The 15756-nt window shown below is 71.0% G+C and carries 2 protein-coding genes; both read left to right on the top strand.

The window, feature by feature from the left end; translation table 11 throughout:
• The first annotated feature begins 58 nt into the window (after positions 1-58).
• On the top strand, positions 59-10348 hold the full coding sequence (locus tag ABD798_RS18790) for an SDR family NAD(P)-dependent oxidoreductase (protein WP_344876642.1): 10290 nt from the start codon (positions 59-61) through the stop codon (positions 10346-10348).
• 27 nt (positions 10349-10375) lie between these two features.
• Entirely contained in the window at positions 10376-15754 is a 5379-nt protein-coding gene (locus ABD798_RS18785) for a type I polyketide synthase (RefSeq protein ID WP_344876528.1), read from the top strand.
• The last annotated feature ends 2 nt before the right edge of the window (positions 15755-15756 follow it).

Below are 15756 nucleotides of genomic sequence, written 5' to 3'. Positions count from 1 at the left end.
CGGGATCGCTCCTCGCCGTGCACGGGTCGGTATCCGTAACGGCGAGGGGCGGTTCTTGGTGTCGAATGAGGAGAAGCTCCGGTACTTCCTGAAGCGGGTCACCGCCGATCTCCAGGAGACCCGCGACCGCCTCCGCGAGTGCACCGAGCGGGCCGGGGAACCGATCGCGATCATCGGCATGAGCTGCCGCTACCCCGGCGGCGTGCGCTCGCCCGAGGACCTGTGGCGGCTGCTCGTCTCCGGCGGCGACGCGGTGTCGACCTTCCCCGACGACCGCGGCTGGGACCTCGACGCCCTCTACGACCCCGACCCGGAACGCCGTGGTACCAGCTACTCCCGCTCCGGCGCCTTCCTGGAGGACCTGGCGGGCTTCGACGCCGGGCTGTTCGGGATCTCCCCGCGCGAGGCCCTGGCGATGGACCCGCAGCAGCGGTTGCTGCTGGAGTCCTCGTGGGAGGTCTTCGAGCGTGCGGGCATCGACCCGCTGTCGTTGAAGGGCAGCCAGACCGGGGTCTTCGCCGGGGTCATGAACCACGAGTTCCTGGGCATGCTCCAGAACGCCGAGGAAGACCTTGAGGGCTACCTGGGCACCGGCACCTCCGGCAGCGTCGCGTCCGGGCGCATCGCTTACGCGTTCGGGCTCGAAGGCCCTGCGGTCACCGTGGACACCGCGTGCTCTTCTTCGTTGGTAGCACTGCACTTGGCGGCCCAGGCGCTGCGCAACGGCGAGTGCTCGCTGGCCATCGCGGGCGGTGTCACCGCGATGGTCGGCGCCGCCACGTTCGTGGGCTTCAGCCGCCAGCGCGGCCTGGCTCCCGACGGCCGCTGCAAGGCATTCGCTGAGGGCGCCGACGGCACTGGTTGGGGCGAGGGCGTCGGCCTGCTGTTGGTGGAGCGGCTCTCGGACGCTCTGCGCAACGGGCACGAAGTCCTTGCCGTGGTACGAGGTTCGGCGGTCAACCAGGACGGTGCGTCGAACGGTCTGACGGCGCCGAACGGGCCGTCGCAGCAGCGCGTGATCCGCCAGGCGTTGACCGCCGCTGGTCTCGAACCGTCCGATGTGGACGCCGTGGAGGCCCATGGCACCGGCACCCGTCTCGGCGATCCGATTGAGGCGCAAGCGCTTCTGGCCACGTACGGGCAGGGGCGCTCGGAGCCGTTGTGGTTGGGGTCGATCAAGTCGAACATCGGGCACACGCAGGCCGCTGCCGGTGTGGCCGGTGTGATCAAGATGGTCATGGCGCTGCGCAACGGTGTGCTGCCGCGGACCCTGCACGTGGACGCGCCGACGTCTCATGTGGACTGGAACGCGGGCGCCGTGTCGCTGCTGACCGCGAACCAGGAGTGGCCTTCGCGTGAGAGCGCTCGCAGGGCTGGCATCTCGTCTTTTGGTATCTCCGGCACCAACGCGCACGTGATTGTGGAGGACTACGCGTGCGACGCTGCTTCCGCGCGCGTGGGCCGACCGGGTGCGGGTGTCCCGCAAGGTGCTGAGGCCGGTGCGGCGTCGGGTGAGGCCGTCGTGCCGTGGGTGCTCTCCGGCAAGACCGAGGCCGCGGTCCGCGAGCAGGCTTCCCGCCTTCTGTCCTCTGTGGACGAAGCGCATCCCCTTGATGTCGCGTTCTCGCTCGCCACCGCGCGGGCCGCCCTGGAGCACCGTGCGGCCGTCGTGGGCGCTGACCGCGAGGCTCTGTGTGCGGGCTTGGCCGCCTTGGCCGCTGGCGAGTCTGCCGCTGATGTTGTGCGTGGGCGGGCCGACCTCGGTGGCGAGGTCGCGTTCTTGTTCTCCGGTCAGGGTTCGCAGCGCCTCGGCATGGGTGCGGAGTTGTTCGAGGCTTATCCGGCGTTCGCTTCGGCCTGGACGGAGGCTGTCAAGTACTTGACGGTGGACGTCAAGTCACCTGATCTGGATCAGACGGGGGTTGCTCAGCCTGCTCTGTTCGCCCTCGAAGTGGCGCTGTTCCGGCTTTTGGAGTCTTGGGGCGTTCGGCCGGATGTGGTGGCTGGGCATTCGATTGGTGAGATCGCGGCTGCTCATGTTGCTGGTGTGTTGTCGCTGGAGGATGCGGCGGCGCTGGTTTCTGCTCGGGCTCGGTTGATGCAGGCGCTCCCGGCTGGTGGGGCGATGGTGGCGGTCCAGGCCTCCGAGGCTGAGGTGTTGCCGCTGCTGACTCCCGGTGTGGGGATCGCGGCGATCAACGGGCCGACCTCGGTGGTGCTGTCTGGTTCCGAGGACGCTGTGCTGGCGGTTGTGGCGCGGCTCGAGGGACGGAAGACCTCGCGGCTCAAGGTGTCGCATGCCTTCCACTCGCCGCTGATGGAGCCGATGCTCGCGGACTTCGCTGAGGCTCTTGCTGGGATTGAGTTCCACGCTCCGGAGATCCCGATTGTGTCGACGTTGACCGGGTCTGTGGTGGAACGCTATTCCGTTGAGTACTGGGTTCGGCATGTGCGGGAGGCGGTGCGCTTCGCGGACGGAGTGCGGACGCTGCACGAGCGCGGTGTCACGCGGTTCGTCGAGGTCGGGCCGGGTGGTGTGCTGAGCGCGCTCGTGCAGGGCGTGCTGGACGACGCCGTGACGGTGCCGGTGCTGCGCGCGGACCGGGCGGAGCCGCAGGCGGTCGTCACGGCGCTCGCGCAGCTGCACGCGCACGGCGTCGACGTCGACTGGGCGGCGTTCCTGCCCGGCGGCGCCAGGGTTGCGCTACCGACTTACGCCTTCCAGCACGAGCGCTACTGGATCAACCCGGTGTCCGCGGGCGCGGGCGATGTGCGTGCGGCGGGACTGGGTACCGCCGGGCACCCGCTCCTGGGCGCGGCGGTCTCGATCGCCGGGGGTGACGAGTGGCTGCTGACCGGGCGGATCTCGCTGCGCACCCACCCCTGGCTCGCCGACCACTCGGTACTGGGCTCCGTTCTGGTACCCGGTACCGCATTCGTGGAGCTGGCGGTGCGCGCGGGCGATGAGGTCGGCTGCGACCTCCTGGACGAGCTGACGCTGGAGACGCCGCTCGTGCTGCCGGAGCGCGAAGGCGTTGCCGTGCAGGTGTGGGTCGGCTCGGCGGACGGCTCCGGGCGGCGCGAGGTCACGGTGCACTCCCGGCCCGAGGGCGAGGCCGAGCTGCCGTGGGTTCGGCACGCGGTCGGCTTCCTCGGCGCGGCGAACCACGCCGCCGAGGGGCTGCCCGTGTGGCCGCCGCAGGGCGAAGCCGTTGACCTGGAAGGCTTCTACGACAAGCTCGCTGGGCTCGGCCTCGGGTACGGGCCGGTGTTCCAGGGGCTGCGCTCGGTGTGGCGCGCGGGCGAGGAGGTCTTCGCCGAGGTCGAACTGTCCACCGAGGGCAGCTCCGAGTTCCTGTTGCACCCGGCGCTGTTCGACTCCGTGCTGCACGCGATCGCCGCGGGCGGGCTGGTCACCTCCGACGGGCCGCTGCTGCCGTTCGCGTGGTCCGGCGTGAGCCTGCGCGCGGCCGGAGCTTCGACGCTGCGCGTTCGCCTGACCTCGGCCGGGACCGACGCGGTGTCGATCCTGGTTGCCGACGGCCGGGGTGAGCCGGTTGCCTCGGTGGACTCGCTCGCGTTGCGCGCGGTCTCGCCGGAACAGCTCCGCGCGCGCCGCGAGATGCATGTGCTCGACTGGGTCCCGGTTGGGACTCCGTCCCCTGTGGAACTGCGAACCGTGGAGTCCTTCCGCGACACGGCTTCCCTGGCGCACAGCGAAGCGGACATCGCGGTTCTGGCCTGCCCGGACGGCACGGCGGCCGACGCGGCGGAGTGCGTGCGCGAAGTCGCCACGGACGTGCTTCAGGCCGTGCGGTGGTGGCTGGACCAGGAGTCGAGTGCCACGTTCGTGCTGGCCACGCGGCCCGACGACCTCGCGCACGCGGCGGCGGCGGGTCTGGTGCGGTCGGCGCAGGCGGAGCACCCGGGACGCTTCGTGCTGGTGGAGGCCGACGACGTCGCCGAAGCCGTGAAGCTGGCGCCGGCCGTGATCGCCACCGGTGAGCCGCGTGTCGCAGTGCGCGAAGGTCAGCTCTTCGCGCCGCGCCTCACGGTGAGGGCTGAGGGCGAGGAGGTCGCGCGTGAGCTCGGGACCGTGCTGGTGACCGGTGCGTCGGGTGCGCTGGGCGGGCTCGTCGCGCGACACCTGGTCACCGAGCGCGGTGTCCGCGAGCTGCTGCTGATCAGCCGCAGGGGCGCGGACGCTCCCGGCGCGGTGGAGCTGGACGCGGACCTGACGGCGTGGGGCGCGAACGTGACGTGGGCGGCCTGCGACGTGGCTGACCGCGAGGCACTGGCCGAGGTTCTCGCCGCGACGCCGGTCGACTCGGTCGTGCACACCGCCGGCCTGCTGGACGACTGCCTGCTCGAAGCGCTGACGCCGGAGCGGCTGGAGGCCGTTCTGAAGCCCAAGGTCGACGGCGTGCTCAACCTGCACGAGCTGGCCGGTGACCTCGCCGCGTTCGTGATCTTCTCCTCCGTCGCGGGGATCTTCGGCAATCCCGGCCAGGCGAACTACAGCGCTGCCAACGCTTTCGAGGACGCCTTCGCGGAGTACCGCGTGGGACTCGGTCTGCCCGCGACCTCGCTCGCCTGGGGTCTGTGGGAGTCGGCCGAAGCCCTCGGCGACGCGGACAAGGCCCGCATGGCTCGCGGTGGCGTGCTTCCACTGTCCACTGAGGACGGAATGCGGCTCTTCGACGCCGCTCTGGGGCTCGACGACGCGGTGCTGGTTCCAGTCCGGCTCAACACCTCCGCGCTCAGCGGTGATGTTCCGGCCGTCCTGCGCGGGCTCGTCCGCAGTGCGACGCGGCGGGTGGCTCAGGCCGCTGGCTCGCTCGTCGAGCGCCTGGCCGGGCTCGCTCCGGCTGAGCGTGAGCAGGCCGTGCTGGACCTCCTGCGTGCCGAGGTGGCCTCGGTGCTCGGGCACGCCTCGCCGCAGGGGATCGAGGCGCACCAAGCTTTCCAGGACCTCGGGTTCGACTCGCTGACCGCTGTGGAGCTGCGCAACCGGCTGACTGCCGCGACGGGTCTGCGGCTCCCGGCGACGTTGGTTTTCGACCACCCGACGCCCTCTGCGCTCGCTCGCCACATCGGCGAGGAACTCGTTGGGGCCGCCCCGGCGACCGCGCGAGTCACCACCGCTCGCGCGACGGACGAGCCGATCGCGATCGTGGGCATGGCCTGCCGCTACCCGGGTGGAGTGCGGTCGCCGGAGGACCTGTGGCAGCTGGTGTTCTCCGGTAGTGACGCGATCTCGCGGTTCCCGAGCGATCGCGGTTGGGACGTGGACAACCTCTACGACCCCGACCCGGAGCGCTCGGGCAAGTCCTACGTCCGCGACGGCGGTTTCCTGCACGAGGCGGCTGACTTCGACGCCGGTTTCTTCGGCATCTCTCCGCGTGAAGCCCTGGCGATGGACCCGCAGCAGCGCCTGTTGCTGGAGACCTCGTGGGAGGCCTTCGAGCGCGCGGGCATCAACCCGAACTCGCTGCGCGGCAGCCAGACCGGCGTGTTCACCGGCCTCATGTACCACGACTACGCGCAGGGCTTGCACGAGCTGCCCCCGGGCATCGAGGGCCTGCTGACCACTGGCAGCTCCGGCAGTGTGGCCTCTGGTCGCATCGCCTATTCCTTCGGGCTCGAAGGCCCTGCGGTCACCGTGGACACCGCGTGCTCGTCGTCGCTGGTGACGCTGCACCTCGCCGTTCAGGCGCTGCGCAACGGCGAGTGCGACATGGCGTTGGCGGGCGGTGTCACGGTGATGGCCAGCCCGGCGGTGTTCGTCGAGTTCAGCCGCCAGCGCGGGCTTTCCACCGACGGCCGGTGCAAGGCGTTCGCGGAGGCGGCCGACGGCACGGGCTGGTCCGAGGGCGTGGGCATGATCCTCGTGGAGCGCCTGTCCGACGCGCAGCGCAACGGCCACAACATCCTCGCCGTGGTACGCGGTTCGGCGGTGAACCAGGACGGCGCCTCGAACGGTTTGACCGCGCCGAACGGTCCTTCGCAGCAGCGCGTGATCCGCCAGGCACTGGCCAGTGCCGGGCTCGCACCGTCCGATGTGGACGCTGTCGAAGCGCACGGCACGGGCACCAGGCTCGGCGACCCCATTGAAGCGCAGGCGGTTCTCGCGACCTACGGTCAGGATCGCGACCGTCCACTGTGGCTCGGTTCGCTGAAGTCCAACATCGGGCACTCGCAGGCCGCCGCCGGTGTCGGCGGTGTGATCAAAATGGTCATGGCGATGCGCAACGGCGTGCTGCCCAAGACGCTGCACGTGGACGAGCCGTCCTCGCACGTGGACTGGACGGCCGGAGCGGTCGAGCTGCTGACCGAGGCCGTCGAGTGGCAGTTCGACCGGCCGCGCCGGGCGGGCATCTCCTCGTTCGGGGTGTCTGGCACGAACGCGCACGTGATCATCGAGCAAGCCCCGGAGGCCCCGGCCGAGGTCGAGACCGCGCCGGACCAGGACGTCGTCTGGGTCGTCTCGGGCAAGTCCGACGCGGCGGTTCGGTCCCAGGCGCGAAGCCTGTCTACTGTGGACGCCACTGCGTCGGACATCGCGGTGTCGCTCGCCACGAGCCGGGTCGCGTTCGAGCACCGCGCGGCGATCGTCGGTGCCGACGCCGACGAGCTGCGCCGCGCCTTCGCGGCCTTCGCGGACGGCACCGCGACGGCTGACGTGGTCACCGGCACGGCGGCCTCCAGTCGGAAGATCGTCTTCGTGTTCCCGGGGCAGGGTTCGCAATGGGTCGGTATGGCCGTCGCGCTGCTGGACTCCGAGCCGGTGTTCCGCGAGCGCATCGAGGAGTGCGGGCGAGCGCTGGAGCCGTTTGTGGACTGGTCGCTGACGGAGGTCCTGCGTGGGGACGCCGGGGACCTCCTGGAGCGCATCGACGTGATCCAGCCGGTGCTGTGGGCGGTGATGGTGTCGCTGGCCGAGCTGTGGCGGTCTTTCGGTGTCGAGCCCGCTGCGGTGATCGGCCATTCGCAGGGCGAGATCGCTGCGGCGGCGGTCTCCGGTGCGCTCTCGCTCGAAGACGCCGCACGCGTGGTTGCTTTGCGCAGCAAGGCAGTCACCGCGATCACCGGCATCGGCGGCATCGTGTCGCTCCCGCTCTCCGCGGGCGCGGGCGAAGAGCTGATCGCGCCGTGGTCTGACAAGATCTGCGTCGCTGTCGTCAACGGCCCCTCCAGCGTGGGGGTCGCCGGGGACAACGACGCGCTTGTCGAACTGCTCGCGCACTGCGCCGAGAACGGCGTCCAGGCGCGGAAGGTGGCGGTGGACTACGCGCCGCACTCCCCGCACATCGACCGCATCGAGGAAGCCGGGCGGCACAGCTTCACCGAGGTCGACCCCCTCCAGGGCACGGCGCGCTTCTACTCGGCGGTCACCGGGCAGCAGATCGAGACCACCGAGCTGGGGCCGGAGTACTGGTACGCCAACCTCCGCGAGCCCGTGCTGTTCCACAACGCCATCGAGGCCGCGATCGCCGACGGCCACGACCTGTTCATCGAGGTCAGCCCGCACCCGGTGCTCATGGGCAGCGTTCAGGACACCATCGAGGACCGTGGAGCCACCGCCGTCGCGGCGTCCACTCTTCGCCGCAACGAAGGCAGCCGCCGCCAAGTCCTCAAGGCCGTGGCGCAGGTCTTCGCGCACGGCGCCTCGGTGGACTGGAACTCGGTCCTACCCGCCGGGAACGTGGTCGACCTGCCGACCTACGCCTTCCAGCACGAGCGCTACTGGCTGGAGTCCCAGGCCCAGGCCGGGGACGTGCGCGCGGCGGGACTGGGTACTGCCGGGCACCCGATGCTGGGCGCGGCGGTGGACCTGCCGGACTCCGGTGGTCGCCTGCTGACCGGGCGGTTGTCGCTGCGCACGCACCCGTGGCTGGCCGAGCACGCGGTCTTCGGTGCCGTCCTGGTACCCGGTACCGGATTCGTCGAGCTGGCCACGACCGCCGCTGACCAGGTCGGCTGCGGCCTGGTGGAGGAACTGACCCTCGAAGCGCCGCTGATCATGCCCGAGGACGCGGGCGTGGCCGTGCAGGTCTGGGTCGGTCCCGAGGACGAGTCCGGCCGGCGCGCGCTGTCGGTGCACTCGCGCGTCGACGGCGACGAGGGCCCGTGGACCAGGCACGCCACCGGCGCTGTGTCGAACGGGACCGCCCAGGGCACCGCCGATCTCACCGCCGACCTCACCGACTGGCCGCCGATGAACGCCGAGCGGATCGATCTTGACGGCTTCTACGACCGCCTGGCCGACATCGGGCTGAGCTACGGGCCGCTTTTCCAGGGCCTGCGCGCGGCGTGGCGCGGCAGCGACGGCGTCTATGCCGAGCTGGCGCTGAGCGAGGACGCTGACGCGGAGTCCTACGGCGTGCACCCGGCGCTGTTGGACTCGGCACTGCACGCGCTCGGCGTGGGCGGTCTGGTGCAGGACACCGATGGGCCGTTGCTGCCCTTCGTGTGGGCTCGCGTCGCCTCGCACGCCACCGGAGCCTCCGCGCTGCGCGTGAAGCTGTCCTCGACGGGCGGCGACGCGGTTTCGCTCGCCATCGCTGATGACACGGGCGCTCCGGTCGCATCGGTGGAGTCGCTGACGCTGCGAGCCGTTTCGCAGGCTCAGCTCCGCCAGCGCTCGGAGGACTCGCTGTTCGAGGTCACGTGGACCCCGATCGCTCAGCCGGCCCCTGTGGACGCAGAGGCCGACGTCATCGTGATCCCCGCTGCGCGGAGCGATGACGCCGCGCACGTGCACGAGGTCGTCAACGCGGCGCTGGCAGACGTTCAGGAATGGCTGGCCGCTGATCACCCGCGCAAGCTCGTGGTGGTCACGAGGACCGCGGAGGACTTGGCGCACGCGGCGGTGTGGGGACTCCTCCGGTCGGCGCAGTCGGAGAACCCCGACCGGATCGTTTTGCTGGAACTCGATTCCAACGCGGACGCTGACCCACTGGTGCCCCCGGTGCTGGCCACGGAAGAACCGCAGGTGGCGGTGCGCGACGGTGCGCTGCTGGTACCGAGGCTCACGCGGGCCTCAGTCGCAGAAGACGCGGCGGAGGTGGGCTTCGGCGAGGGGACCGTGCTGCTCACCGGCGCGTCCGGTGCTCTGGGAGCGCTGCTCGCGCGTCACCTGGTCACCGAGCACGGCGTGCGGTCCCTGCTGCTGATGAGCCGTCGTGGTGCTGCCGCCGAGGGCGCCGCGGAACTGAGTGCCGGGCTGGTGGAACTCGGTGCCGAGGTGACGTGGGCGGCCTGTGACGTGGCTGACCGGGGTGCCCTCGCCGATGCGCTGGCGAGGACCCCGGTCAGCGCGGTCGTGCACACCGCCGGCGTGCTCGACGACGGCGTGCTCGGTTCGCTGACCCCGGAGCGGGTGAGCGCGGTACTGCGTCCCAAGGTGGACGCGGTGCTGAACCTGCACGAGCTGGCCGGGGACGTGCCGCTGGTGCTGTTCTCCTCGCTCGCGGGCACCTTCGGCACTCCGGGCCAGGCCGCCTACGCCGCGGCGAACCACTTCCTGGACGCCTTCGCGAGCCACCGCCGCGCGCTGGGGCTGCCCACGACCTCGCTGCCGTGGGGCCTGTGGGAGCAGACCAGCGCGATGACCGGCGACATGGACAACGCCGACCGGAAGCGCTTGGCGCGCGGGGGAGTCCTCCCGCTGTCCACCGAGGACGGGATCCGGCTCTTCGACGCCGCGCTGGGCCTGGACCGCGCGGTGGTCGTGCCGGTGCGACTGGACCTCGCGGCGCTGCGGCTCCAGGACGGACCGGTCGCTCCGTTGCTGCGCGGGCTCGTGGAGACCAAGACCCGCCGGGCGGCGCGTGCGAGCACGGAATCTTTGGCACGGCGCATGTCCGGGCTGGCCGAGGAGGAGCGCGAGAAGGCCGTGCTCGACGTGATCCGCGCCGAGGTCGCCGCCGTGCTCGGCCACGACTCAGCCCGCTCCGTCCAGCCCGACCAGGCCTTCGACGACATGGGCTTCGACTCGCTGACCGCCGTGGAGCTGCGCAACCGGTTGGCCACCGCCACCGGGCTGCGCCTGCCCGCCACGCTGGTCTTCGACCACCCGACGCCGAGCGCACTGGCCCGCCAGGTGCTCAAGGACCTGCCCGGCGGCTCCGGCGAGGACCTGTTCGCCGAGATCGACCGGCTCGGCGCGGCCCTGTCCTCCGCCGAGGCCGACGAGGTCACCCGCATCAAGATCACCATGCGCCTCCAGTCGCTGCTGACCCGGTGGAGCGGGACCCCGGAGGAACCGGGTGCCGACCGGGACTTCGCCGGGGCCAGCGACGACGAACTCTACGAGCTGCTCGACGACGAGCTCGGCATTTCCTGACCGCGCAGCCGAAGGAGCGGACGCCAGATGTTGAACGAGGACAAGCTTCGGGATTACCTCAAGCGGACTGCCACCGACCTGCGTCAGGCGCGGCAGCGCGTGCGCGAGCTGGAGAACCGGGACACCGAGCCCATCGCGATCGTGTCGATGAGCTGCCGTTTCCCCGGCGGGGTGCGGTCGCCGGAGGATCTGTGGCGGTTGCTCTCCGACGGTGGGGACGCGATCTCGGAGTTCCCGGTCGACCGGGGCTGGGACCTGGCTGGGCTCTACGACCCCGACCCGGAGCGCTCGGGCAAGGTCTACACGCGCCACGGCGGGTTCCTGCACGACGTTCCCGAGTTCGACGCGGGCTTCTTCGGGATCTCCCCGCGTGAGGCCCTGGCGATGGACCCGCAGCAGCGGCTGTTGCTGGAGTCCTCGTGGGAGCTGTTCGAGCGCGCGGGCATCGACCCGACGTCGTTGAAAGGCAGTCGTACCGGGGTTTTCGCGGGGTTGATGTACCACGACTACGCCTCGCGCTTGGGCGCCACGCCCGAGTCCGTCGAGGGCCTGCTGAGCACCGGCAACTCCGGCAGCGTCGCCTCCGGGCGCATCGCCTACACCTTCGGGCTCGAAGGTCCGGCGGTCACCGTGGACACCGCGTGCTCGTCCTCGTTGGTAGCACTGCACATGGCGGTTCAGGCCCTGCGCAACGGTGAGTGCACGATGGCGCTCGCGGGCGGGGTCAGCGTCATGTCCAGCCCCGCCTCCTTTGTGGAGTTCAGCCGTCAGCGCGGGCTCGCGGAAGACGGTCGCTGCAAGGCTTTCTCGGACTCCGCCGACGGCGCCTCGTGGTCGGAGGGAGTTGGCCTGCTGCTCGTCGAGCGCCTGTCCGACGCGCGCCGCAACGGTCACCCGGTGCTCGCGGTGGTGCGGGGCTCGGCGGTGAACCAGGACGGCGCGTCGAACGGCTTGACCGCGCCGAACGGTCCTTCGCAGCAGCGCGTGATCCTTCAGGCGCTGTCCAACGCGCGACTGTCCACTGAGGATGTCGACGTGGTGGAGGCGCACGGGACCGGCACCAACCTGGGCGATCCGATCGAGGCGCAGGCACTGCTCGCGACCTACGGCCAGGACCGCGCCGAGCCGCTGCTGCTCGGGTCGGTCAAGTCCAACATCGGCCACACGCAGGCAGCGGCCGGTGTCGCCGGCGTGATCAAAGTTGTTCTGGCGATGCGCAAGGGCGTCCTGCCCAAGACTCTGCACGTGGACAAGCCGACGAGCCGGGTGGACTGGAACGCGGGCGCGGTGCGGCTGGCCACCGAGTCGACGGCCTGGCAGCCGGGTGCGCGTCCGCGTCGGGCCGGTGTCTCGTCGTTCGGTGTCAGCGGCACCAACTCGCACGTGATCATCGAGGAAGCTCCCGAGGCCGAAGCCGTTGAGCAGCAGGGAAGCGTGCTGTGCCCCGACGCTCCGGTGCTGCCTTGGGTGATCTCCGGCCGCGGTGAGGAGGCGCTGCGCGCGCAGGCTCGCAGGCTGCTGGACTTCTTGAAGGAGGGCGCGACGCCGGACCCGGTCGACGCCGGTTTCTCGCTCGCCACGACGCGTTCCGGGCTGTCGCATCGCGCGGCCGTGCTCGGTGCCTCGCACGCTGAGCTGCTGGACGGGCTCCGTGCGCTGAGCGAGGGCGAGGCCAGTCCGCGCATCGTGCACGGCATCGCCGGGACCCGCCCCGCCAAGGCGGTCTTCGTCTTCCCCGGTCAGGGTTCGCAGTGGGCCGGGATGGCCGTGGAACTGCTGGACACGTGCGAGGTCTTCCGCGACCGGCTCACGGAGTGCGACAAGGCGCTTGCGCCGCTCGTCGGCTGGTCGGTGATCTCCGTGCTGCGCGGCGCTGACGATGCGCCCGCGATGGAGGAGCGGGTGGACGTGGTCCAGCCCGTGCTGTGGGCGATCATGGTTTCGCTGGCCGCCCTGTGGCGCGCGAGCGGTGTTCAGCCCGCTGCCGTCATCGGTCACTCGCAGGGTGAGATCGCTGCCGCTTGTGTCTCTGGCGCTCTGTCCATTGAGGACGCTGCGACCGTGGTTGCTCTGCGCAGCAAGGCTTTGCTCGACCTGTCCGGTCGCGGCGGAATGGTGTCCGTCGCGGTGCCCCACGATCGGGCGGTGGAGCTGGTCGCCCCGTGGAACGGCAAGATCACCATTGCGGCGGTGAACGGCCCGGAGAGCACGGTCGTCTCCGGTGACGCCGATGCGCTGGACGAGCTGATGAGCTTCTGCGCGGGCGAAGAGATCCGCGCGCGCCGGGTGCCGGTGGACTACGCGTCGCACTCGGTGCACGTCGAGGATGTCCGGGCGCGGGTGCTGGAGGCGCTTTCCGGTGTCACGCCGCGCAAGGCCGAGGTGCCGATGCTCTCCACGGTCACCGGCGAATGGCTCGAGGGCCAGGAGGTCGATGCCGCGTACTGGTACCAGAACCTGCGCGAGACCGTGCGCTTCCAGCAGGCGGTCCAGGAGCTGACCGAGCAGGAGTACGACCTGTTCATCGAGGTCAGCCCGCATCCCGTGCTGGTCATGGGCGTCGGTGACAGCGTTGAGGCCGCAGGCGGGGAGCCCAAGGTCGTCGGCACGCTGCGCCGTGGCGAGGGCGGATGGGAGCGCTTCGCGACCTCGCTCGCGCACGCCCACACCTACGGGCAGAAGGTCGACTGGCCGGTGGTGTTCGGGCCGGAGGCGCGGCGGATCGACCTGCCGTCCTACGCCTTCCAACGGCAGCGCTACTGGCTCGAAGGCGGCTCCGCGCTCGACGTGACCGCCGCCGGACTCGGCACCGCCGACCACCCGTTGCTCGGCGCGACGGTCGAAACCGCTGGGGGAGAGGGTGTTCTGCTGACCGGCAGACTCTCTCCGACGACTCAGCCGTGGATCGCCGAGCACTCCATCGGTGGCGTCGTGGTGCTGCCGGTGAGCGTGCTGGTGGAACTCGCGCTGAAGGCCGGGAACCACGTCGGCTGCGAGCACTTGGAGGAGCTGGCCCTGCACGCGCCGCTCGTCGCTCAGCAGGGCGCGACGCAGGTTCAGGTCCAGGTCAGCGGGATGACGGGCACGGGCCATCGCGACGTGAGCATCCACGCGCGCGGCACCGAGGGCGACAGTCCACAGTGGACTTGCCACGCGACCGGTGTGCTCGCGACGAAGGCTCCGAAGGCTGAGTTCGACCTGGTGTCGTGGCCGCCCGCCGACAGCGAGCAGATCGCGGTGGACGGTCACTACGACGGCCTCTCCGCGCTGGGCTACCACTACGGCCCGGCCTTCCAGGGGCTGCGCGCGGCGTGGCGGCGCGGCGACGAGCTGTTCGCCGAGGTCGAGCTGCCCGGCGCCGAGCGCACCCGCGCCGACGCCTATGGGCTGCACCCGGTGCTGCTCGACGCGGTTGTGCAGACGCTCACCTTGGCAGGAGGCTCCGGCGGCTCCGAGGGCATGGGCATGCCGTTCGCGTGGAACGGCGTTTCGATCCACTCGCCGGGTGCGAGTACCGTGCGGGTCCGCGTTCGCCCGGTGGGTGAGGGCGCGGCATCCTTCGAGGTCACCGACACGCACGGCTTCCCGGTCGCGTCCGTCGAGTCCCTCGTGGTACGGCCGGTTTCGCCGCAGCAGATCGTCGCCGCGCGTGCGGCCGGGCAGGACTGGATGTTCGACGTCCAGTGGGTTTCGCAGCCCGTGTCCCCGGTGGAGGCCTCGCCGGACTTCGTGGTTCACCGCTGTTCCGAGGGTTCGGTTCGCGAAGTCGTCAACGAGACGCTGGCGAAGGTCCAGGAATGGATCGCCGACGAGCGGGACGGTCGTTTGGTCGTGGTGACCAACGGAGCCGCCGCGCTCGACGGAGAGCTGCCGGACCCCGCGCAGGCTTGCGCCGCGGCTGTGGTGAAGTCCGCGCAGTCCGAGCACCCCGACCGGTTCCTGCTGGTCGACGGAGGGGGCTTCGAGCCGCTGCTCGGTGCCATTGCCGCGCTGGAGGAGCCGCAGATCGCTGTGCGCGACGGGAGGCTCTACGCGCCGCGCTTCGGCCGGCTTGCCGCTTCGGACAGCACTGCGCGGGACTGGGACCCATCTGGAACCGTGTTGCTCACCGGCGCCTCCGGTGGGCTGGGCATGGTGCTCGCGCGGCACCTGGTGGTGGAGCGCGGTGTTCGGCACCTGGTGCTGACCAGCCGTCGCGGGCTCGACGCCGACGGGATGGCCGAGCTGCACGACGAGCTGACCGGCCTCGGCGCGCACGTTGACGTCGTGGCCTGCGACATCGCGGAACGCAGCGCGGTGGAGGACCTGCTCGCTTCGATCCCCGCTTCGCATCCGTTGACTGCGGTTGTGCACGCCGCCGCCGCGCTGGACGACGGCGTGATCACCGCGCTGGATGCCGCGCGGATGGACACCGTGCTCCGTCCGAAGGTCGACGGGACGATGCACCTGGACGAGCTGACCCGCGATCTGGACCTTGCGGCGTTCGTCCTCTTCTCGTCGCTGTCGAGCGTCCTGGGCAGCGCGGGCGCGGCGAACTACGCCGCCGGCAACGCTTTCCTGGACGCGCTGGCCCTGCGTCGGCGTGCTGAGGGGCTGCCCGCGACCTCGCTGGTGTGGGGCCTGTGGATGAGCAACGGCGGCATGGGCGACCGGATCACCGACGCCGACCGTGGCCGCATGGCGCGTGCCGGTGTCGTGCCGTTCTCCTCCGAGGAGGGCCTGGCGCTCTTCGACACCGCGGTCGCGACCGACCTGCCGGTGATCGTTCCGGCGCGGTTGGACGTCCCCGGGCTGCGGGCGATGGCGAAGGCCGGGTCGATGCCCGCGCAGTTCCGCGCGGTGGTCGGCGAGGTCGTCCCGGCGAAGGCGGCCGAGGAGTCCTCGGCGCTGATGCGGCGGTTGGCCGGGCTGGACGAGGCGGACGTGGAGCGGGTGCTGCTGGACGTGGTGCGCGAGCAGGCCGCCGCGACGCTCGGGCTCGGTGACGCGTCGACGATCGAGGCGACCAGCGCGTTCCGCGAGCTGGGCTTCGACTCGCTGACCGGCGTGGAGCTGCGCAACCGGGTCAACGCGGTCACCGGGCTGCGGCTGAAGGCCACGCTGGTCTTCGACCACCCCAGCCCGATCGCGATCGCTCGGCTGCTGCGCGGGAACCTCGCGATCGAGGCGGTCACGGAGATCCCCGCCGTGCTGCACGAGCTGGACGGCCTGGAAGCCACGCTCGCCATGATCGGCCCCGGCGACAAGGTCCGCGACACGGTCACCGCGCGGCTGAAGGCACTGCTGTGGAAGTGGACCGACACCGACTCCTCCCAGGCCGCTTCCCTGGACGCGGACGACGACATCGGCGTGATCAGCGATGACGAGATGTTCGAGCTCATCGACAACGAGCTCGGCTCGCGCTGAGC

The sequence above is a fragment of the Allokutzneria multivorans genome, from assembly GCF_039537405.1.
Lineage (GTDB): Bacteria > Actinomycetota > Actinomycetes > Mycobacteriales > Pseudonocardiaceae > Allokutzneria > Allokutzneria multivorans.
This window is presented reverse-complemented; position numbering and strand designations above follow the sequence as displayed.

Coding starts and splice junctions, on each gene's coding strand:
- ABD798_RS18785 (WP_344876528.1), top strand. CDS start 10,376: ATGTTGAACGAGGACAAGCTTCGGGATTACCTCAAGCGGACTGCCACC.